Here is a 17329-nt window from a genome sequence, read left to right as displayed (position 1 = left end):
GTCGACGCATGGGGGGCAACCGCGGTTGCGACACGGACGAGCCGCCTCGCGTCACCGCGTCGTCACGCCACCATCGCAAGCTTTTTGCTAGATTGTGCGTTCGCACACCGCGAGACCCGGATTGAAGGAGACCCGCATGGCCCGCAACATCGAGATCAAAGCCCGCGCCCGCGAATTCGAGCAACTGCGCGAACGCGCGGCGGCGCTCGCCACCGAGGCGCCGCTCTTCTACCGCCAGCAGGATTTCTTCTACGACGTGCCGCGCGGCCGGCTGAAGCTGCGCCGCTTCGAGGACGGCACGCCGGCCGAGCTGATCTTCTACCAGCGCGACGACCGCGACGGCCCGAAGGCGTCGTACTACACGCGCAGCCCGGTCACGAACCCGGACGCGATGCATTCGCTGCTCGCGACCGCGCTGACCACGCGCGGAATCGTGACGAAGGAACGGCACGTGTACCTGGCCGGCCGCACGCGCATCCACCTCGACCGCGTCGACGGCCTCGGCGACTTCATCGAACTGGAAGTCGTGCTCGGCCCGGATGACGATGAAGCCGGCGGCGAAGCCGAAGCGCACGATGTGTTCGCGAAGCTCGGCGTGCCGGCGGACGATCTCGTCGCGGTCGCGTACGTCGACCTGCTGAACGCCGACGCGCAGTCCGAAGCGGCCTGATCCGGCCCTACCCGCGGCGCGGCCTTGCGCCCGGCCGCCGCATCATGCCGCGCCGGGCGCCAGATGCGCGAGCGGCAGCGCGCCGTTGCGCTTGAAGGTCGTCAGCACGATGTTCGAGCGCACGCTGTCGACACCCGGCACGCGCATCAGCTTCTTCATCACGAACTGCGACAGCGCGTTCAGGTCCGGCGCGACGATCCGCAACAGATAGTCGGCATCGCCGACCACCGCATGGCATTCGAGCACTTCGGGCAGCACGTCGATCTGCTGCTGGAACTGCTCGATGATCGAATCGCCGTGGTGCTTGAGCTTCAGGCTCGTGAACGCGGTGACGCCGAGCCCGAGCTTTTCCGGGCGCAGCATCACACGGTAGCCTTCGATCACGCCCGCCGCTTCCAGCCGCTGCAGCCGCCGGCCGATCTGCGACGGCGACAGCGGCACTTCCTCGCCGAGCTGCTGGTGCGTCGCGCGGCCGAAGCGCTGCAGCACGTCCAGCAGCGCGAGATCGAAGTGATCTAATTCCAGCATGAGCATTCTCCGCATCCATTCCTGTTTTGATGCGCGATTATCGCATTAACAGGCAAATACACGCCATCTTTACGCCCATTCCGCACGACTGCCGCTCTACACTTGCATGATTCCCAACCACAGCATGCAGAGCCCGATCATGTCTACCGTCGTCACCGCGAAACTGCAGGAGCAGTTCGACGCGGGCCTCGAAACCCGCGCCGATTTCACCATCGACCAGCCGCTCGAACGCTACGGCCAGGTCGACCACGCGGTGTGGCAGCAGCTCTACGCGCGCCAGTCGGCGCTGCTGCGCGGACGCGCGTGCGACGCGTTCGTCGCCGGACTCGGGAAGATCGACCTGCCGGCCGACCGCGTGCCGTCGTTCGCCGACGTGAACCGCCAGCTGAAGCCGGCCACGGGCTGGGAGATCGTCGCGGTGCCGGGCCTCGTGCCCGATCGCGTGTTCTTCGAACACCTCGCGAACCGGCGTTTTCCGGTCACCTGGTGGATGCGCCGCCCGGACCAGCTCGACTACCTGCAGGAACCCGACTGCTTCCACGACCTGTTCGGCCACGTGCCGCTGCTGATCGACCCGGTATTCGCGGATTACATGCAGGCGTACGGCCGCACCGCGCTCGCGGTCGCGGACGACGAAGCAGCGCTCGCGCGGCTGGCGCGGCTGTACTGGTATACGGTGGAGTTCGGCCTGATCCGCGACCCGAACGGCACGAACGGGCTGTCGATCTACGGCGCGGGGATCGTGTCGAGCAAGGGCGAGAGCCTGTACAGCCTCGAAAGCGCGGCGCCGAACCGGCTCGGCTTCGAACTGGAGCGCGTGATGCGCACGCAGTACCGGATCGACACGTTCCAGAAGACCTACTTCGTGATCGACGATTTCGCGCAGTTGTTCGCGCTCGCCGACGTCGACGGCCGTGCGCTGGCCGAGCGGCTCGCCGAACTGCCCGAATTTCCGGCCGGCGCGGTGATCGACGGCGACCGCGTGCTGCATCGCGGCACGGGCGAAGGCTGGCCGGACGACGCGGATGCGTGACGCAAGCACGGGCGCCCGCCTCCGGATGCCCGTTCGCCAACTATGAAACAATGGCCGGTACCGGCTTTGCCGCGTGGCCTCTGCCCGCGCGCGGGCGCCGTTACCGAACGAGGTGCACCATGATCCACAAGCTCACATCCGAAGAACGCAAGACCCGGCTCGAAGGCCTGCCGCACTGGACGGCCGTGCCGGGCCGCGACGCGATCCAGCGCAGCCTGCGCTTCGCCGATTTCAACGAGGCCTTCGGCTTCATGACGCGCGTCGCGATCAAGGCGCAGGAAATGAATCACCACCCGGAATGGTTCAACGTGTACAACCGCGTCGACGTGACGCTGTCGACCCACGACGCGGACGGCCTGACCGAACGCGATATCCAGCTCGCGCAATTCATCGATCAGGCCTGCGCGCACACCCAACCCGCCGCCTGAGCGTTTCCTCTACCGCCGCGCCTCTTTCGACGCGCGGCGCGTCAACTTTTCATTTCGATGAACGTTTTCTAGGATGTACTCAGCGGAAGCCTTCAGCTTTCCAAGCCATCCTTAAGGCGCACGTAAGTCTCGTACGCTTTCCGCGCCTTGGGGTCCAAACCTTCCAGTTGCAGCGCGCTTTCGCGCTGTACAATCAGCAGCGCATACGGCTTGGAGAGCGCGTTGGCCTCTTCGCAGAGTTTGAGTTCGTCGCCGCTCGACGGCGAGCGGGCGCGCCAGAAATTGATCGCGGCTTCGAGGTCGTGGATCGAAATATCGGACATGATTGGATTTAATCGTTCGCTGGCCGCCATGCTTGATGTCAGGCGATGCGGCGCCCCTGTGGAAACGGCGTCGTGCTGTCCGCGTGCCTGAACCGCCAACCCATTGTACTTGAGCGAACTTCATGCGACTCCTTCTGATCGAAGACGACCGCCCCATCGCACGCGGTATCCAAAGCAGCCTCGAGCAGGCTGGCTTCACCGTCGACATGGTGCATGACGGCATTTTTGCCGAACAGGCGCTGGCACAGAACCGCCACGAACTCGTGATCCTCGACCTCGGCCTGCCGGGCATCGACGGGATGACGCTGCTCACGCGTTTCCGCCAGACGAACCGCCACACGCCCGTCATCGTGCTGACCGCGCGCGACGAACTGAACGACCGGATTCAGGGCCTGAACTCCGGCGCCGACGACTACATGCTCAAGCCGTTCGAACCGGCCGAGCTCGAAGCGCGCATCCGCGCGGTGATGCGCCGCAGCGGCCCGCACAGCGACATGCCGCGTCCGGAAGTGTCGCTCGGCGGTGTCCGCCTGTCGGGCGTCGATCGCCGCATCTTCAACGACGACAAGCCGCTCGAACTGTCGCCGCGCGAGTTCGCGGTGCTCGAGATGCTGCTGCTGCGTCACGGCCGCGTCGTCAGCAAGGCCCAGTTGCAGGATCACCTCACGCACTTCGGCGGCGATCTCGGCGACACCGCGATCGAAGTCTACGTGCACCGTGTGCGCAAGAAACTCGAGCAGTGCCGTGTCGAAATCGTCACGGTGCGCGGCTTCGGCTATCTGCTGCAGGAAATCCGCCAGACGGCGAGCGTCTGAGCGGTGCCGCACGCCGGCCGGCCGCGTGCCGCCGGCGAGCGCCCTGCCCGCGTCGCCGTCCGACGCACGACCGCGCCGCTCCCCATGAGCGGCGCTTATCCATTTGCCCGTCGAAATGTCTTCTGATCCGGCTGTGACCACCAGCCTGCGCCGCTCGCTGCTCAGGCGCCTCGCCGCGCCGCTGTCGATGCTCGCGCTGATGAGCGGCCTGATTGCCTACTGGCTCGCGTGGCAATACACGCAACACGTGATCGACCGCTCGCTCGCCGATCTCGCGACCGCCATCTCCAAACAGATCCAGATCGCCGGCCCCGACGCGCCGTTCACGGTGCCGCCGCTCGCGCAGGCGATGTTCTCCGATCCCGCCGAGGCGCTGATCTACCGGATCAGCGACGGCGAACAGGAACTCGCCGGCGATCCGAAGCTGCCGCTGCAGGGCATCAACGTGCGCCGCATGCATCACGCGTACGTGTTCGAAGCCGAGTACGACAACCGTGCGGTGCGGGTCGCACAGGTGCGCGTCGACGATGTCGAGGGCGGCCGGCCGATGGTGGTCGAAGTCGCGCAGCCGGTCCGGCACCGCTACCGGATCGCCGCCGAATTCCTCGTCGCGATCATGATGCCGCTGCTGCTGCTGCTGCTCGCGGGCTGGGGCATCGTGTGGCGCGTCGTGAACCAGCAGCTCGGCCCGCTCACCCATCTCGCCGATTCGCTGAACCGGCAGACCCACACGTCGCTGGAGCCGGTCGACGAAACCGACGTGCCGCTCGAGATCCGGCCGCTGACGAGCGCGATGAATGCACTGCTCGGCCGCCTGAAGACGGCGCTCGACGCGCAGCGCAAGTTCATCGCCGATGCCGCGCACCAGCTGCGCACGCCGCTCACGGCCGTGAAGCTGCATGCCGAGCAGGCGGCCGTCGCGCGCGACCCGCAGCAAACCTATACCGCGGTGCGCGAGCTGCGGGCCGCCGCCGACCGCGCGGTGCGGCTGTCGAACCAGCTGCTGTCGCTCGCTCGCGCGGAGCCGGGCGAGCAGGCCGCGCGTTTCGTCGACGTCGACCTTGCGGCGATGGCGTTCGAGACGGGCGCCGAATGGGTGCCGCGCGCGCTCGCGTCGCATGTCGACCTCGGCTTCCAGCGCAGCGACGAACCCGGCGACGACGAAAAGCTGAACGTGCGCGGCAACCCGGTGCTGCTGCGCGAGGTGATCGCGAACCTGCTCGACAATGCGCTGAAGTACGTGCCGCTCGCGCGGCCGGACGGCGCGCGGATCACGGTGAACGTCGCACGCGGCGCGCTCGAGAGCGGCCAGCCGGCCGCCGAGATCGTCGTCGAGGACAACGGCCCGGGCGTGCCGGCGAACCAGCAGGCGGACCTGTTCAAGCGGTTCTTCCGCGGCGATGCGCAAAGCGGCAACGGCGTCGAGACGGGGGCCGGGCTCGGCCTTGCGATCGTGCACGACATCATCGCAATGCACGGCGGCACGGTGTCGTATGAGGATGCGTCGGAAGGCGGTTCGCGCTTCGTGGTGCGCGTGCCGCTCGCCGAACGGGCCGAGACGCCGACCAGCGAAACCCCGGCCGCCACACCGGCGCACTGAGCCGGGAACGGCGGGCACGGCAGGCCCGCATCGGGATGGCCAGGCCGCGCGGCGATACGACGCGCGGCGGCCATCCGGCAAAGCAGCCGCGCGCGATGCGCGGCCGCGTCGTTCACTTCTTCTTTTTCTTGTCCTTCGCGCCGGACTCGGACTTGCCGTCCTTCTTCTTTTTCTTCTTGCCGTCGTCGTCCGGCGTCGCGAGCAGCGTGCCGCGGCACGTCGCCGTGCCGCAATGGCACGCGTATTCGCGCTTGAGCTTCTTCGTGAGCTTCTCGTCGATCACGAGGCCGTAGTCGTAGAACAGCTCCTCTTCCGGGCCGATGTCGCGCAGCGCGTGGATGAACACGCGGCCCTTGATCTCCTCGGCCTCGCAGTTCGGCGCGCACGAATGGTTGATCCAGCGCGCGCTGTTGCCGTCGATCTTGCCGTCGATCACGCCGCCCTCTTCCAGTGCGAAGTAGAACGTATGGTTCGGCTCGTTCGGGTCGTGCGGATGGCGGCGCAGCGCTTCCTTCCACGAAATCCGCTCGCCCTTGTATTCCACTACGCGCTCGCCGGCCTTGATCGGTTCCACCGCGAACACGCCCTTGCCGTGTACTCCCGAGCGGCGCACCGCGATCCTGCGTGAACTCATCGAACGAATCCTTGTGAAGACGACTTGAATGGAAAACGGCCGCGACCGCGGCCCTGCGCCGCGCAAACGAAAACGCGGCACCGCTCGGTGCCGCGTCGGGGCATGCGGCGAATCACCCGCATCCTACACGTTCACGATTGCTTCGTTCAACATCGCGCGCAATGTTGCGCGCATGGCGCTCAGCGTTGACCGAATTCGATGTCGCCGAACAACGCCTTGTGCTCGCGCGGCTGCGAGCGCCAGTACTGCGGCGGCGCCGTCACCTGCGCGCCGAGCTCCGCGGCCGCATGCCACGGCCAGCGCGGGTCGTACAGCATCGCACGCGCCATTGCGACGAAGTCGGCGTCGCCGGCTTCGATCAGGCGGTTCGCATGTGCGGGCTCGTTGATGAGGCCGACCGCGATCGTCGGCATCCAGACCGCGCGCTTCACCGCCTGCGCGAACGGCACCTGGTAACCCGGCGACAGCGGAATCTTCTGCAGCGGCGACACGCCGCCGGACGACACGTCGATCCAGTCGCAGCCGCGCTGCTTCAGCTCGTGCGCGAACGCGATCGTGTCGTCGAGCTCCCAGCCGCCCTCGACCCAGTCGGTCGCCGACACGCGCACGCCGACCGGCCGGTCCTCGGGAAACGCCGCGCGCACGATGTCGAAGATTTCGAGCGGGAAGCGCATCCGGTTCTCGCGCGAGCCGCCGTATTCGTCGGTGCGCCGGTTCGAGATCGGCGACAGGAACTGATGCAGCAGATAGCCGTGCGCCGCGTGCACTTCGATTGCATCGATGCCGAGGCGCGCCGCGCGCTTCGCGGCGGCCGCGAACGCTTCGCGGATCCGGTTCAGGCCGGCCGCATCGAGCGCGAGCGGCGGCGTCTCGCCATCCTTGTGCGGGACGGCCGACGGCGCATGCGGGAGCCAGCCGCCATCGGCGACGGATACGAGCTGGCCACCCTTCCACGGCACCTCGCTCGACGCCTTGCGCCCGGCATGCGACAACTGCATCGCGACGCGCACCGGCGAGTACTTGCGGATCGACGCCAGCACGGGCTTGAGCGCCGCTTCGGTCACGTCGTCCCACAAACCAAGGTCGCCGGCCGTGATGCGTCCGTCGGGTTCGACGGCGGTCGCCTCGATGCAGAGCAGGCCCGCGCCCGACAGCGCGAGATGGCCGAGGTGGATCATGTGCCAGTCGGTCGCCTCGCCGCGCTCGGCGGAGTACTGGCACATCGGGGAGATCACGATCCGGTTCGGAAGGGTCACGCCGCGCAGCGTGAACGGGGAAAACAGCGCAGTCATGGATGCCGCTCGCCAGGAAAGGGAAAGAGCGGACGAGCGTAGCACGCAGCCTTCAAGCGTGCTGGCGGCCGGATCGGCAGTAAGCGGATGGTCAGGTCGGAGTCGGAGCTGGCGCGCGGCCGCTGGCGATGCAGGATGCGTGGTGAAGCCGGCTCGACTGCGAGCCGGTCACGCTTGGCGCGGAATGCGCCGGATCAAAGCCCGACGCTGTCGAGCCACTCCGCGAACATGCGCCGCGCGGCCGTCTCGAGCGCGGGACCATGCTGCGCGGTATCGGCGCGCAGCTGGCGCGCGTCGATGCCCGGCGTCGACGCGATTTCGCCCGCGTTCCCGATCAGCCAGGGTTCGAAGCGGTCGGCGCGGATTTCGGGATGGCATTGCAGCGCCAGCACGTGCTGCCCCCACGCGAACGCCTGGTGGCGGCACACGGGCGTCGACGCGAGATGGATCGCGCCGCCCGGCAGGTCGAACGTATCGCCGTGCCAGTGCAGCATCGACGTCGCCGCGCCATCGAGATGGCGCATCGGCGACGCGCGGCCCGCGTCGGTGAGCGTCAGCGGCGCCCAGCCGAGTTCCGCCTGCGCCGCCGGATAGACGCGCGCACCGAGCGCACGGGCGATGAACTGCGCGCCCAGACAGATGCCGAGGATCGGCAGGCCCGCGTCGATACGCCGGCGCACGAGCGCCGCGAGCGGCGCGATCGACGGGTACTGCGCATCGTCATACACGCTGAGCGGGCCGCCGAGCACGACGAACAGCGACGGCTGCAGCGCGTCGAGCACCTCGAAGCGCGACGATCCGACGTCGACGTAACGCACCCGGCGGCCGCGCTCCCCGAGCACCTGCTCGAAGCTGCCGAGGTCCTCGAAATGCACATGGCGGATCGCCACGACTTCAGCGTTCATCATCGGCCTCCCGGTCGATCGACGGACGTCAGCCGGCGAAAATCTTCCAGGTCTTCTTTTGCGTCGCCGCGTCGGCTTCTTCGTGCACCGAACAGTCGAGACGCAGATCGCTGTCGGCCATCGAGATGTCGAGCGTCGCGCAGTGGTGCAGCGTCTTCTTCGACGGCTTGCCCGGCTGGAACGACGAGCACGTCAGGCACATGCGTTGCGGCGGCGTCACGCCGGCCACCTGCAGCTCGCGCAGCGTCTTCAGCAGCGCGCGATACAACGTGCCCTGCTCGTCCGCGCCCAGCTTGCCGACCGCCTTCGTCAGGAATTCCGGCCATTGCAGCGCCTTCTTCGCCGCCGTGCGGCCGCGGGCCGACAGGCGCACCGCGAGTGCGCGGCCGTCGTCCAGTGCACGACGCTTCTCGACGAGCCCCTTCGTCTCCAGCGTGCTGACCGCATCGCTGGTGGTCGCGGCGGTAAGTTGCGTCTCGCGCGCGATCTCGCCGAGCCGCATCGGGCCCTTGCGCTGCAGCAGCAGCACGAGGATCTCGCCCTGCGTCGGCGTGAGGCCCGCCCCTTCCGCCCAATCCCATGCCTGGCTTCGCATGGCCGTACTCAATCGCAGCAGGCTGTGCGTCACACGTCCCGAAGCCTGATTCCCGTAAACGCCTTCGCTCATAGTCTTTTCGCTTTGCCGCCGCCCGGATTGCCGAGCAGCCGTAGTGTGGAGATCGAATGTCTATCTCAAAACAGACGCTCGTTGAAGAGCGTCAACACGGCCGTCGCGAGGCACACGCGGCGGTCGCGTTCGCGGCGACCGGTGAGACACGCGTCGTTCCGGTGTCCGCAAAGCCGACATTCTAAGCGAGAGCGGAAAATCGCACAGCTAAGTTATCCCCTTCATTTTGTGGAAAATCGCTGGATAACCGCTTTTTTTCGTTGTGCCTGCAATGTCCGCGGGCCGCGCGGCGGGACACGAAAACATTTTCCTGTTCGGATCGGCCACCGTGCCGGCGGCACGAGTCCACCGGGTTATCCAGCTCGCAGAGCGTTGACTTTGAAGCGGAATATCAAGTTATCCACAGATTTTCAGGATGACTGGCGACCCGACCCGGCCGAATCGGCGTCGACCGCCGTTCAGCGAATCGCCACGCGGTCGAGCCTGTAATCTGCAAAACATATTTTCATTCGCGCCAGCGCAGGCACTGCTGGCGAACCGTCTCGTTCAGCGATTTTTCCTGCTTGAAAACGGTTCTCAACCACGACGCATCGTTGACGCGCGCCTTCGCGAGCGCGCCGATCTCGTCGAGCGCCGCGCGCGAGCCGAGCGCGGCCGCATGCGGCGCGATCCGGTCGAGCGTGTCGAGGATGTCCTCGGCGATCGTGCGGCGCTCACCCGTCTGAGGATTGACGCAGGTGCCCTCGAGCCCGAAGCGGCACGCTTCGAAACGGTTGAACGTGTAGACGAGGTAGTCGTCCTCCGACAGCTTCAGCGGCCGGTCGGTCAGCAGGTAGCGCGCAAGCGTCTGGATGTAGCACGCAATCGCCGCCGCGCGGTCGACCGACAGCGGCGTGTCCATCACGCGCACCTCGATCGTTCCGTAGCCGGGCTTCGGGCGGATGTCCCAGTAAAAGTCCTTCATCGAGTTGACGACGCCCGTGTTGACCATCTTCGTGAAGTACTCCTCGAAGCTGTCCCAGGTCAGCACGAACGGCGCGCGGCCCGACAGCGGGAACGCGAACACCGAGTTCAGGCGCGCCGAATGGAAGCCGGTGTCGACGTTCTGCACGAACGGCGACGACGCCGACAGCGCGATGAAGTGCGGAATGAAGCGCGACATCGAGTGCAGCAGGAACAGCGCGCTGTCCGGATCCGGACAGCCGATGTGCACGTGCTGGCCGAACACCGTGAACTGCTTCGCGAGATAGCCGTACAGCTCGGAGATGTACTGGAAGCGCGGCGCGTCGTAGATCTGCCGGTCGCTCCATTGCTGGAACGCATGCGTGCCGCCGCCGCCGAGCCCGACGTTGAGCTGGTCGGCCGCCTTCACGAGCACGTCGCGAATCGCATGCAGCTCGCTGACCGCCTGCTCGTGCGAATGGCAGATGCCGGTCGACAGCTCGATCATGCTCTCGGTGATTTCCGGCGTGATGTTGCCGGGGAAGGTTTCGCCCTGGATCAGGCGCATCAGGTCGGATGCGGCCTTGGTCAGATCGTAGTTGTGCGTGTTGACGACCTGGATCTCCAGTTCGACGCCGAACGTGAACGGTTCGGAATTGACGAAGGTTTCGAGTGCCATGGCAGGTTCCGGAATCAGTTTCTGTCGCTACGTTCGCTGACCGCCGACAGGCATCGGTAGATGACGAACGGGCTGACGAGCTGCAGGATCACGATCGAGCACATCACGATCGCGCGCAGGTGCGGGTCGAAATTCGGATAGAGCTGGTAGGTGTCGTCGACGAGCAGGTACGACAGCGCGGACATCGGCGTGAGCGCGATGCCGAGCGCGACGCCCTGCTTCATCCCGAGCCCGCTCGGCTTCGCGAACACGACGACGCCGGCCAGTTTCGCGGCGAGCCGCGTGACGATCAGCGCGATCGCGAACAGCCCGCCGAGCGCGATGTCGCCCCACGTGAACGACGTGAGCGTCAGCACGAACAGGATCACCGTCAGCAGCCAGCCGGCCGTGCCGAAATGCTCGGGCCACAGCTGCGGACGCGCTTCCAGGTTCTTCACGATGATGCCGGCGAGCAGCAGCGTGAGCAGCGTCGACAGCTTCAGCGCCTGGGCAACCGCGATCGCGAGCATCACGAGGCCGAACAGCGCGACGAACGAATGCTCGTCGCGCATCGTCGAGGTCATGTGGCGGAACAGGTAGTTGCACGAGCGCGCGACCAGATACGCGACGATGAACGAGCCGACGATCAGGTAGAGCGGCTGCAGGATCGTCGCGAAAACGTTCCCGTACGCTTCCTGGTGGAGCCAGCTCGTCACGAGCTTGGTCAGCACGATCGCATACACGCTGTTGAGCGCGGTCAGCGTGATGAGACGCTGCGACACCTGCCCTTCCGCGCGCAGCTCCGTCTTCAGCTGGATCACCATCGACGGCGACGTCGCGATCGCGATCGCCGACAGCACGAGCGCGACCATGCCCGACACGCCGAGCGCGAGCATCACGAACAGCACGAGCACGAACGTGAGCGTCGCCTCCGCGAGGCTCGACGCGATGAGCCACGGATTGCGACGAATCCATTTCAGGTCGAGACGACTGCCGAGCTCGAACAGCAGCAGGCCGAGCGCGACATTCATCAGCAGCCGCGACGTTTCGTCGGTACTCGCGTCGATCACGCCGAATCCGAACGATCCGGCGATGAGACCGATCACCGCATAACCGGTAATGCGCGGTAACCGCCACGCGCGATAGCACAGCTCGCCGCAGAGACCGGCCGCAAACAACGCGAGCCCGGCCCAGAACACGGCATCCGGCGACAGCGGCCAGTTGGGCAGGAATGAGAACGCCGACTTCATCGTGGTGACTTCTCCTTTGGAAGCAACCGCCAGCGACGCGGGGTCAAGCGTCAGAAATGAGATGCGCGCCGGCTGGGTATCGCCCCGAATGTGATTGTTGTGGTCGACGACGGCGAGACATGGGATTCGCCTATTCCGCCATCCGGCGGAAATGTCGTTCAGGTTGCCGATCTGGATTGTCGGCCTGGTGTGTGAACGGACTGCGCAGCCTCGAAGATTCAGATTCGAAATCGAGCCGACCGTTCCATTGAAGCATGTCCGGCGCTTGGTCGAACGGACGCGAAGGAAACCGATTGTGCCACAGCTTTTTCGTTCTGGAACCGATTGAATCGGCTCGCGGCGCTGTGAGGCACCACAGGCCTTTGGTTTCAAAGGTTTATTTGTATATATACGTAGTAGAAGTTAACAAGGCCCGCACAGTTCTGTGGATAACTTCGGTTTACGTAGCAAGATCAAGGTGTTGGCTCGGCCATAACCCGTTGCACAGGCTGTTTGCTCACAGAGGTTTGAGTTGAGCAACTTTTGGGCCGCTTCACGGCTGTGCCGAGTTGCCCAGTTTACGTCCACTGTGATTGCACACGAAGTGCGTGCGGATTTCGCGCGGTTATCCACAGCATTGCGTGGATAACCTTGCGCGGGAAAATCGGAAAACTGTGAGGATTCGACCGGCCAATCGACCAATCGGCCAGCCGGTGTCAGCCGATGTGGCGACCGCGCAAGGCGCGGATCAGAAACCGTGCCGGGTCGACGGCATCGGCGAGTTCACGCTCGAGCGGCAGCGGCTCGCCCTCGAGCTGGGATGCGATGAGCTCGGCGCCGAGTGCGGCCCACACGAGGCCGCGCGAGCCGTAGCCGAATGCGCCGTAGAGACCGGCGGTGCGCGGCAGGTCGCGCGCCTTCGCACCGCTCAGCGCGCGTGCGTTCGCGACGGCCTGCGCTTCGTCGGCGAGCGGACCGATCAGCGGCACCCGGTCGGCGACGACCCAGCGGAACGCGACCCTGCCGCGCAGCGCATCCGGGTTCGGCAGATCGCTGATCAGGCCGGGCAGCAGATGGCGGACGCGCTCGAGGTTTTCGATATGTCCGGCGGTGCGCATCGCCGGATCGACGTCGTCGGGCTCGAAGGTCGCGCCGATCAGCAGCGTGCCGTCGTCGAGCGGCACCGCGTAACCGTCGCCGATCGTCGGGCATGGCAGCGGCGCCGTGCTGCCGGGCGGCAGCAGCGTGAGCTGGCCGCGTACCGGCTGCACCGCGACATGCCGCAGGCCCGCGAGCCGCACGGCATCGCCCGCGTTCGCCAGCACGACGACCGGCGCTTCGGCCAGCGTGCCGCCCGCCGCGTCGAGTGCGCGCCATGCATCGCCGTGTCGTTCGAGCCGTGCGACTTCGGTGCCGGCGACGAGTGTCACGCGTTCGCCGGCGGCCGCGAATTGCGCTGCGCAGAGCCCGGCTGGCCACACGGCGCCGCCGTGCGGAAACAGCAGGCCGCCGTGCGCGACCGGCAGGTTCAGATGCGCGCGTGCGGCGTCGGTATCGAGCAGCGATGCGTAGTCGGATGGCGTGCCGAGTGCATCGAATGCGTCGCGCATCCGCATGAAATCGTCGGCCGATTCCGCGAGATGGATCATGCCGTGCGTGCTGCGCGCGAACGCATGACCGGCCGCTTCGAGTGCGCGCCAGCGTGCGAGCGCATGCAGGAAACCGGTGCGCGTAAGCCGGCTCGCGATGTTGTCGTCGCGCGTCATCAACGGATGGAACACGCCGGCCGGATTGCCCGACGCGTCGCTTGCGATCCGCGCGTGCCGCTCGATCAGCGTGACGTCCCAGCCGCGCGCGGCGAGCCGTTCGACCACCGCGCAACCTGCGAGGCCCGCGCCTATCACGATCGCGCGGCGGGCAGAAACCGGCAACGCGCGCGGCGGTTCGTGCCGGCGCATCCGCCAGCGCGGGGCATATTCGCCGACCCGCAACGCCGGTTCGCCCGCGCAATCGTCGACGTCGCGATGTGTGAAGCCCGTCGCATCGAGCGCATGTTTCACGGCGTCGTCGTGCGAATGCGTTGCGTAGGTCGCGCCTTCCGCGGCGATGTGCGCGAGCGCGCGAATCATGTCGGCCGACAACGCATCGTCATGCCCGGCCGATGCGCGATGGCCGAGATAGAACGCATCGGCGCGCGCGACGAGCCGTCGCAGCAGGTCCTGCGCGTTGCCGAATGCGAGCGTGAGCACCACGCGCCCGGCGTCGAATTCGAGCCGGTGCAGGCCGGGCACGAGCATCGGCCACGCGTCGACGAGCGCCGCGGCGCTCATCGATACGTTCTCCGAAATGGTCGCGCGCTCGGCCATGTTTGAAACGGCGCGCCGCAGGTCGTCGCGCGAGAACGGATGCGGCTCGACCGCGACGAAATGCAGCCGCTCGCAGCGCTGCGGATCGTCGCGCCATGCGGCCCAGGTCGCGAGGAAGTGGCCGCCCGCGCCGAATCCGGTCTCGACGATCGTGAACGTGCGGCGGCCGCGCCAGCGGGCCGGCAGCCCGTTGCCGGCGAGCATGCGGTTCGCGTGCGCGAGCGCGCGCGACGCGTCGCGATGGAGGTCGCCGTACTGCGGCGAGACGAGTGTGCCGTCGTCGCGAACGGCGAGCGTGGCGGGAACGAGTCGGTCGGGCATGCGAAACAAAAAACGTGGCAGCCAAGCCTGGCAAGGGATTGCGCGGAGGCGTCCGCGACGCCGTTGGCAAAAACCAACGGCGTCGCGCGCGGGCGGACCCGTCTGCGTATCCTGTCCGGTTGGCGCAGGTCAAAAAACGGGCAATCGACGATTCATTCGGCGAAATACCGATGAAAATCTTTGAAACCCTTGTCGTTATTGGGTTTGCGCTGCGCTATCATAGCAACGCCGTACCGCGGGGTGGCCTCCGGCAAGCCGGACGGCACGTCGCGCGGGCCAGGATTCGGCGCTGTGCCGTTGGAGTCAGACTCTCGACGGCACGGTTCGCGCACGTATAATCGGCGCGTTCGCGCTGTTCGTGTCAACCTAACCTGAAAAAGGAACCTTAATGAACAAACAGGAACTGATCGACGCCGTCGCCGCCCAAACGGGCGCCAGCAAGGCTCAAACCGGCGAAACGCTGGACACGCTGCTCGAAGTCATCAAGAAGGCCGTGTCGAAGGGTGATGCGGTTCAGCTGATCGGCTTCGGCAGCTTCGGTTCGGGCAAGCGCGCAGCACGTACGGGCCGCAACCCGAAGACCGGCGAAACCATCAAGATCCCGGCAGCCAAGACGGTCAAGTTCACGGCTGGCAAGGCGTTCAAGGACGCCGTCAACAAGCGTTAAACCAGCGCCTGTTCAAAGAAAAACCCGCCATTCGGCGGGTTTTTTGTTGGGCGCACGCGGTATTTTTGCCACAGTCCGCGCCCGTTTTGCAAGAATTGACGGTTGCTTTTCGCGAGCTGTTTTTACCGGCCGTTACGCGTGCACGATCTGCGCGTCGCCGGGATCCTCGTCGTCGTGCGCGTCGACATCCCACGCCGGAAACGGATCGTCGAATGCGCGCCATTGCTCGGCGCCCAGCGCGAATTCGGCATCGGTGAGCAGGCACGCGTCGAGCTTCGCGCGCCATGCGTCGGCGTCGAGACCGATGCCGATCAGCACGAGTTCCTGACGACGATCGCCGACCGAGCGGTCGTCGAGATCACCCTGCCATTCCGCGCGAATTTCGCCGAGCAGCTCGTCATCGTCCGGCCATTCCGCACGATCCTGCGCGGCCCACCAGAGGCCCGCGGGGCCGTGCCGGCATACGCCGCCCGCCTGCGACAGCGAACCCGCGATGTCGTTGCGCGTCGCGAGCCAGAAGAATCCCTTGCTGCGCAGCACGCCCGGCCACTCCTGATGCAAGAGCGCCCAGAGTCGCGCCGGATGAAACGGCCGGCGCGCCCGGTAGACGAAATTACCGATACCGAATTCGTCGGCTTCGCCGTGTACGTGCGCATGATGCGCATCGTGGCATTCGGGATCGTCGCAATCGGTGTGATCGTGATCGAGCGACGCAAGCCAGCCCGGCGCGTTCGCGGCTTCGTCGAAATCGAAGCGGCCGGTGTTCAGCACGTCGGCGAGCGGCACGGTGCCGAACGTCGAGACGACCTGGTGCGCGCGCGGATTGAGCCGCGCGAGGATGTGCTGCAGGCGCGCGAGTTCGTCCGCGCCGACGAGATCGGCCTTGTTGATCACCAGCACGTCGCAGAATTCGATCTGCTCGATCAGCAGCTCGACGAGCGTGCGATCGTCTTCGTCCGACGCGGCGATGCCGCGCGTCGCGAGCGCATCGTCCGAACCGTAGTCGCGCAGGAAATTGAACGCGTCGACGACCGTGACGAGCGTGTCGAGCCGCGCGACGCTCGCCAGCGATGCGCCGTCGTCGTCGACGAACGTGAAGGTTTCGGCGATCGGCATCGGCTCGGCGATGCCGGTCGACTCGATCACGATCGCATCGAAGCGGCCGTCGGCCGCGAGATTGCGGATCTCGACGAGCAGGTCGTCGCGCAGCGTGCAGCAGATGCAGCCGTTCGACATTTCGACGAGACGCTCTTCCACCTGCGACAGCGCCTGCGCGTCGCGCACGAGCGATGCGTCGATGTTGACCGCCGCGAGATCGTTGACGATCACGGCGACCTTCAGGCCCGCGCGGTTCGCGAGGATGTGTTTGAGCAGCGTGGTCTTGCCGGCGCCGAGAAAACCGGACAGCACGGTGACGGGCAACGGCTGGTTCATTGCCGGATTCATAGCGATATGCACCAACGGAAAAAATGAAATAGCGGCCGCGGCGCCCCTTCAGGGGGCGCGATCGGCCAGGGGCCGGGCGAAACTGCGGCGTGAGCCCGCATTGTGCATCAAACGCGCGCCGGCCGAGCGGCATCGCGCCGGCGCGCGATGCGGCGCGGCGTCACTGGGTGGGCGGCAGCAGCTTCCACTGCGTCAGGATCCCGGCGATCTGCCGCGCGTACTTGTCGCGCAGCGACGGCGTCTCCGAATGATAGGCGCCGACGGCCTGCCAGGTGTTGCCGTAGCGGTTCATCTTCTGGCGCAGGTGCCACGCGGCGATGTAGACGTTCTTGCACGGCTCCATCAGCGTGTCGCGGCCGATGCCGTAGCGCGACAGCGTCGACAGGTGGATCGAGTTGATCTGCATCAGGCCGTAGTCGACCGAGCCGTTGTTGTTCTTGTTCAGCGCATCGGGCCGGTTGCGCGACTCCTGCCACGCGATCGCACGCAGGATCAGCGGATTGACCTTCTGGTATCGGGCGGCCTCGTCGAAACAATCCGCGCGCGCGTTTCCGCAGGCAAACCACACGCCGGCGGCGATCAGCGCGATCGAAGCGAACCGTCTGTTCATGGTGCGGAAACGAAAAAGGAAATTGCGCGAGGGTCGGGAAAACCCGTGTTCTTTATTCGTGCGACGAGAAACGTGCCGCCCGTATCATACCGGCAGTCCGTCACGTTGCGACATACGGGAAGACGGCAGCCCGGTTATAGCGCATTTCCGTGTCGATTCATCGTAAATCGACGGCGATGACCGGAATGCCCGTCC

17 protein-coding genes are annotated in these 17329 nt (G+C 66.2%); 6 read left to right on the top strand and 11 right to left on the bottom strand.

Annotated features, from left to right (window positions below; genetic code table 11):
- Positions 1–136: 136 nt before the first annotated feature.
- Positions 137–670 carry a class IV adenylate cyclase gene (locus BME24068_RS17030; RefSeq protein ID WP_096506731.1) on the top strand — a complete coding sequence of 178 codons (534 nt, stop codon included), beginning with the start codon at positions 137–139 and terminating at the stop codon, positions 668–670.
- Between the two features lie 42 nt (positions 671–712).
- Here BME24068_RS17030 and BME24068_RS17025 read toward each other — a convergent pair whose 3' ends face one another.
- Positions 713–1198, bottom strand: a complete 486-nt coding sequence (locus tag BME24068_RS17025) for an Lrp/AsnC family transcriptional regulator (RefSeq protein ID WP_006408082.1) — start codon at positions 1196–1198, stop codon at positions 713–715.
- Between the two features lie 106 nt (positions 1199–1304).
- Here BME24068_RS17025 and phhA point away from each other — a divergent pair, with 106 nt between their 5' ends.
- Positions 1305–2231: a phenylalanine 4-monooxygenase gene (gene phhA, locus BME24068_RS17020; RefSeq protein ID WP_096506732.1), complete on the top strand. Its 927-nt coding sequence runs from the start codon at positions 1305–1307 to the stop codon at positions 2229–2231.
- Between the two features lie 119 nt (positions 2232–2350).
- Positions 2351–2659: a 4a-hydroxytetrahydrobiopterin dehydratase gene (locus BME24068_RS17015; RefSeq protein ID WP_096506733.1), complete on the top strand. Its 309-nt coding sequence runs from the start codon at positions 2351–2353 to the stop codon at positions 2657–2659.
- Between the two features lie 92 nt (positions 2660–2751).
- Here BME24068_RS17015 and BME24068_RS17010 read toward each other — a convergent pair whose 3' ends face one another.
- The gene (locus tag BME24068_RS17010; RefSeq protein WP_069746363.1) at positions 2752–2982 is read right to left on the bottom strand and encodes a DUF3717 domain-containing protein; all 231 of its coding nucleotides are present in this window, start codon (positions 2980–2982) and stop codon (positions 2752–2754) included.
- A gap of 122 nt (positions 2983–3104) precedes the next feature.
- Between BME24068_RS17010 and BME24068_RS17005 the strand changes: the two genes are divergently transcribed.
- On the top strand, positions 3105–3797 hold the full coding sequence (locus BME24068_RS17005; protein WP_006401494.1) for a response regulator: 693 nt from the start codon (positions 3105–3107) through the stop codon (positions 3795–3797).
- A 115-nt stretch (positions 3798–3912) separates the two neighbouring features.
- On the top strand, positions 3913–5397 hold the full coding sequence (locus BME24068_RS17000) for a sensor histidine kinase (RefSeq protein ID WP_096506734.1): 1485 nt from the start codon (positions 3913–3915) through the stop codon (positions 5395–5397).
- Positions 5398–5509: 112 nt separating this feature from the next.
- Here BME24068_RS17000 and BME24068_RS16995 read toward each other — a convergent pair whose 3' ends face one another.
- The 7 genes from BME24068_RS16995 to mnmC all read right to left on the bottom strand — a co-directional run bounded on the left by BME24068_RS16995 (position 5510) and on the right by mnmC (position 14411).
- Positions 5510–6031 (bottom strand): SET domain-containing protein, encoded by a 522-nt coding sequence (locus BME24068_RS16995; RefSeq protein ID WP_096506735.1) that lies wholly within the window; start codon positions 6029–6031, stop codon positions 5510–5512.
- 179 nt (positions 6032–6210) lie between these two features.
- Positions 6211–7323, bottom strand: a complete 1113-nt coding sequence (locus BME24068_RS16990; RefSeq protein WP_174926763.1) for an NADH:flavin oxidoreductase/NADH oxidase — start codon at positions 7321–7323, stop codon at positions 6211–6213.
- A 194-nt stretch (positions 7324–7517) separates the two neighbouring features.
- Positions 7518–8228 carry a glutamine amidotransferase gene (locus tag BME24068_RS16985; RefSeq protein ID WP_096506791.1) on the bottom strand — a complete coding sequence of 237 codons (711 nt, stop codon included), beginning with the start codon at positions 8226–8228 and terminating at the stop codon, positions 7518–7520.
- Between the two features lie 28 nt (positions 8229–8256).
- Entirely contained in the window at positions 8257–8895 is a 639-nt protein-coding gene (locus tag BME24068_RS16980; protein ID WP_096506737.1) for a MarR family winged helix-turn-helix transcriptional regulator, read from the bottom strand.
- A gap of 505 nt (positions 8896–9400) precedes the next feature.
- Positions 9401–10516 (bottom strand): YbdK family carboxylate-amine ligase, encoded by a 1116-nt coding sequence (locus BME24068_RS16975; protein WP_096506738.1) that lies wholly within the window; start codon positions 10514–10516, stop codon positions 9401–9403.
- A gap of 14 nt (positions 10517–10530) precedes the next feature.
- Positions 10531–11745, bottom strand: coding sequence for a cation:proton antiporter (locus tag BME24068_RS16970; RefSeq protein ID WP_096506739.1), 1215 nt, complete (start codon positions 11743–11745; stop codon positions 10531–10533).
- Between the two features lie 695 nt (positions 11746–12440).
- A complete protein-coding gene (gene mnmC / locus BME24068_RS16965; RefSeq protein ID WP_174926762.1) occupies positions 12441–14411 on the bottom strand; it encodes a bifunctional tRNA (5-methylaminomethyl-2-thiouridine)(34)-methyltransferase MnmC2/FAD-dependent 5-carboxymethylaminomethyl-2-thiouridine(34) oxidoreductase MnmC1 in 1971 nt (656 codons plus the stop codon).
- A 388-nt stretch (positions 14412–14799) separates the two neighbouring features.
- On the opposite strand from mnmC, the gene BME24068_RS16960 reads away from it, so the two are divergent.
- A complete protein-coding gene (locus BME24068_RS16960; RefSeq protein WP_006401505.1) occupies positions 14800–15078 on the top strand; it encodes an HU family DNA-binding protein in 279 nt (92 codons plus the stop codon).
- A gap of 132 nt (positions 15079–15210) precedes the next feature.
- Here BME24068_RS16960 and BME24068_RS16955 read toward each other — a convergent pair whose 3' ends face one another.
- Both BME24068_RS16955 and BME24068_RS16950 read right to left on the bottom strand, forming a co-directional pair.
- Positions 15211–16524 carry a GTP-binding protein gene (locus BME24068_RS16955; RefSeq protein WP_096506742.1) on the bottom strand — a complete coding sequence of 438 codons (1314 nt, stop codon included), beginning with the start codon at positions 16522–16524 and terminating at the stop codon, positions 15211–15213.
- 160 nt (positions 16525–16684) lie between these two features.
- Positions 16685–17134 (bottom strand): lytic transglycosylase domain-containing protein, encoded by a 450-nt coding sequence (locus BME24068_RS16950; RefSeq protein WP_096506743.1) that lies wholly within the window; start codon positions 17132–17134, stop codon positions 16685–16687.
- Between the last annotated feature and the right edge of the window lie 195 nt (positions 17135–17329).

It is taken from the genome of Burkholderia anthina, from assembly GCF_902498995.1.
In the GTDB taxonomy this organism is placed as follows: Bacteria; Pseudomonadota; Gammaproteobacteria; order Burkholderiales; family Burkholderiaceae; genus Burkholderia; species Burkholderia anthina.
The sequence above is the reverse complement of the archived record's forward strand: the minus strand, read 5'-3'. Positions and strand labels throughout refer to the sequence as shown.

Excerpts from the sequence above, each read along its gene's own strand:
- BME24068_RS17030 (WP_096506731.1), top strand. The coding sequence starts at position 137 with ATGGCCCGCAACATCGAGATCAAAGCCCGCGCCCGCGAATTCGAGCAA.
- BME24068_RS17025 (WP_006408082.1), bottom strand. The coding sequence starts at position 1,198 with ATGCTGGAATTAGATCACTTCGATCTCGCGCTGCTGGACGTGCTGCAG.
- phhA (WP_096506732.1), top strand. The coding sequence starts at position 1,305 with ATGATTCCCAACCACAGCATGCAGAGCCCGATCATGTCTACCGTCGTC.
- BME24068_RS17015 (WP_096506733.1), top strand. The coding sequence starts at position 2,351 with ATGATCCACAAGCTCACATCCGAAGAACGCAAGACCCGGCTCGAAGGC.
- BME24068_RS17010 (WP_069746363.1), bottom strand. The coding sequence starts at position 2,982 with ATGTCCGATATTTCGATCCACGACCTCGAAGCCGCGATCAATTTCTGG.
- BME24068_RS17005 (WP_006401494.1), top strand. The coding sequence starts at position 3,105 with ATGCGACTCCTTCTGATCGAAGACGACCGCCCCATCGCACGCGGTATC.
- BME24068_RS17000 (WP_096506734.1), top strand. The coding sequence starts at position 3,913 with ATGTCTTCTGATCCGGCTGTGACCACCAGCCTGCGCCGCTCGCTGCTC.
- BME24068_RS16995 (WP_096506735.1), bottom strand. The coding sequence starts at position 6,031 with ATGAGTTCACGCAGGATCGCGGTGCGCCGCTCGGGAGTACACGGCAAG.
- BME24068_RS16990 (WP_174926763.1), bottom strand. The coding sequence starts at position 7,323 with ATGACTGCGCTGTTTTCCCCGTTCACGCTGCGCGGCGTGACCCTTCCG.
- BME24068_RS16985 (WP_096506791.1), bottom strand. The coding sequence starts at position 8,228 with ATGAACGCTGAAGTCGTGGCGATCCGCCATGTGCATTTCGAGGACCTC.
- BME24068_RS16980 (WP_096506737.1), bottom strand. The coding sequence starts at position 8,895 with ATGAGCGAAGGCGTTTACGGGAATCAGGCTTCGGGACGTGTGACGCAC.
- BME24068_RS16975 (WP_096506738.1), bottom strand. The coding sequence starts at position 10,516 with ATGGCACTCGAAACCTTCGTCAATTCCGAACCGTTCACGTTCGGCGTC.
- BME24068_RS16970 (WP_096506739.1), bottom strand. The coding sequence starts at position 11,745 with ATGAAGTCGGCGTTCTCATTCCTGCCCAACTGGCCGCTGTCGCCGGAT.
- mnmC (WP_174926762.1), bottom strand. The coding sequence starts at position 14,411 with ATGCCCGACCGACTCGTTCCCGCCACGCTCGCCGTTCGCGACGACGGC.
- BME24068_RS16960 (WP_006401505.1), top strand. The coding sequence starts at position 14,800 with ATGAACAAACAGGAACTGATCGACGCCGTCGCCGCCCAAACGGGCGCC.
- BME24068_RS16955 (WP_096506742.1), bottom strand. The coding sequence starts at position 16,524 with ATGAATCCGGCAATGAACCAGCCGTTGCCCGTCACCGTGCTGTCCGGT.
- BME24068_RS16950 (WP_096506743.1), bottom strand. The coding sequence starts at position 17,134 with ATGAACAGACGGTTCGCTTCGATCGCGCTGATCGCCGCCGGCGTGTGG.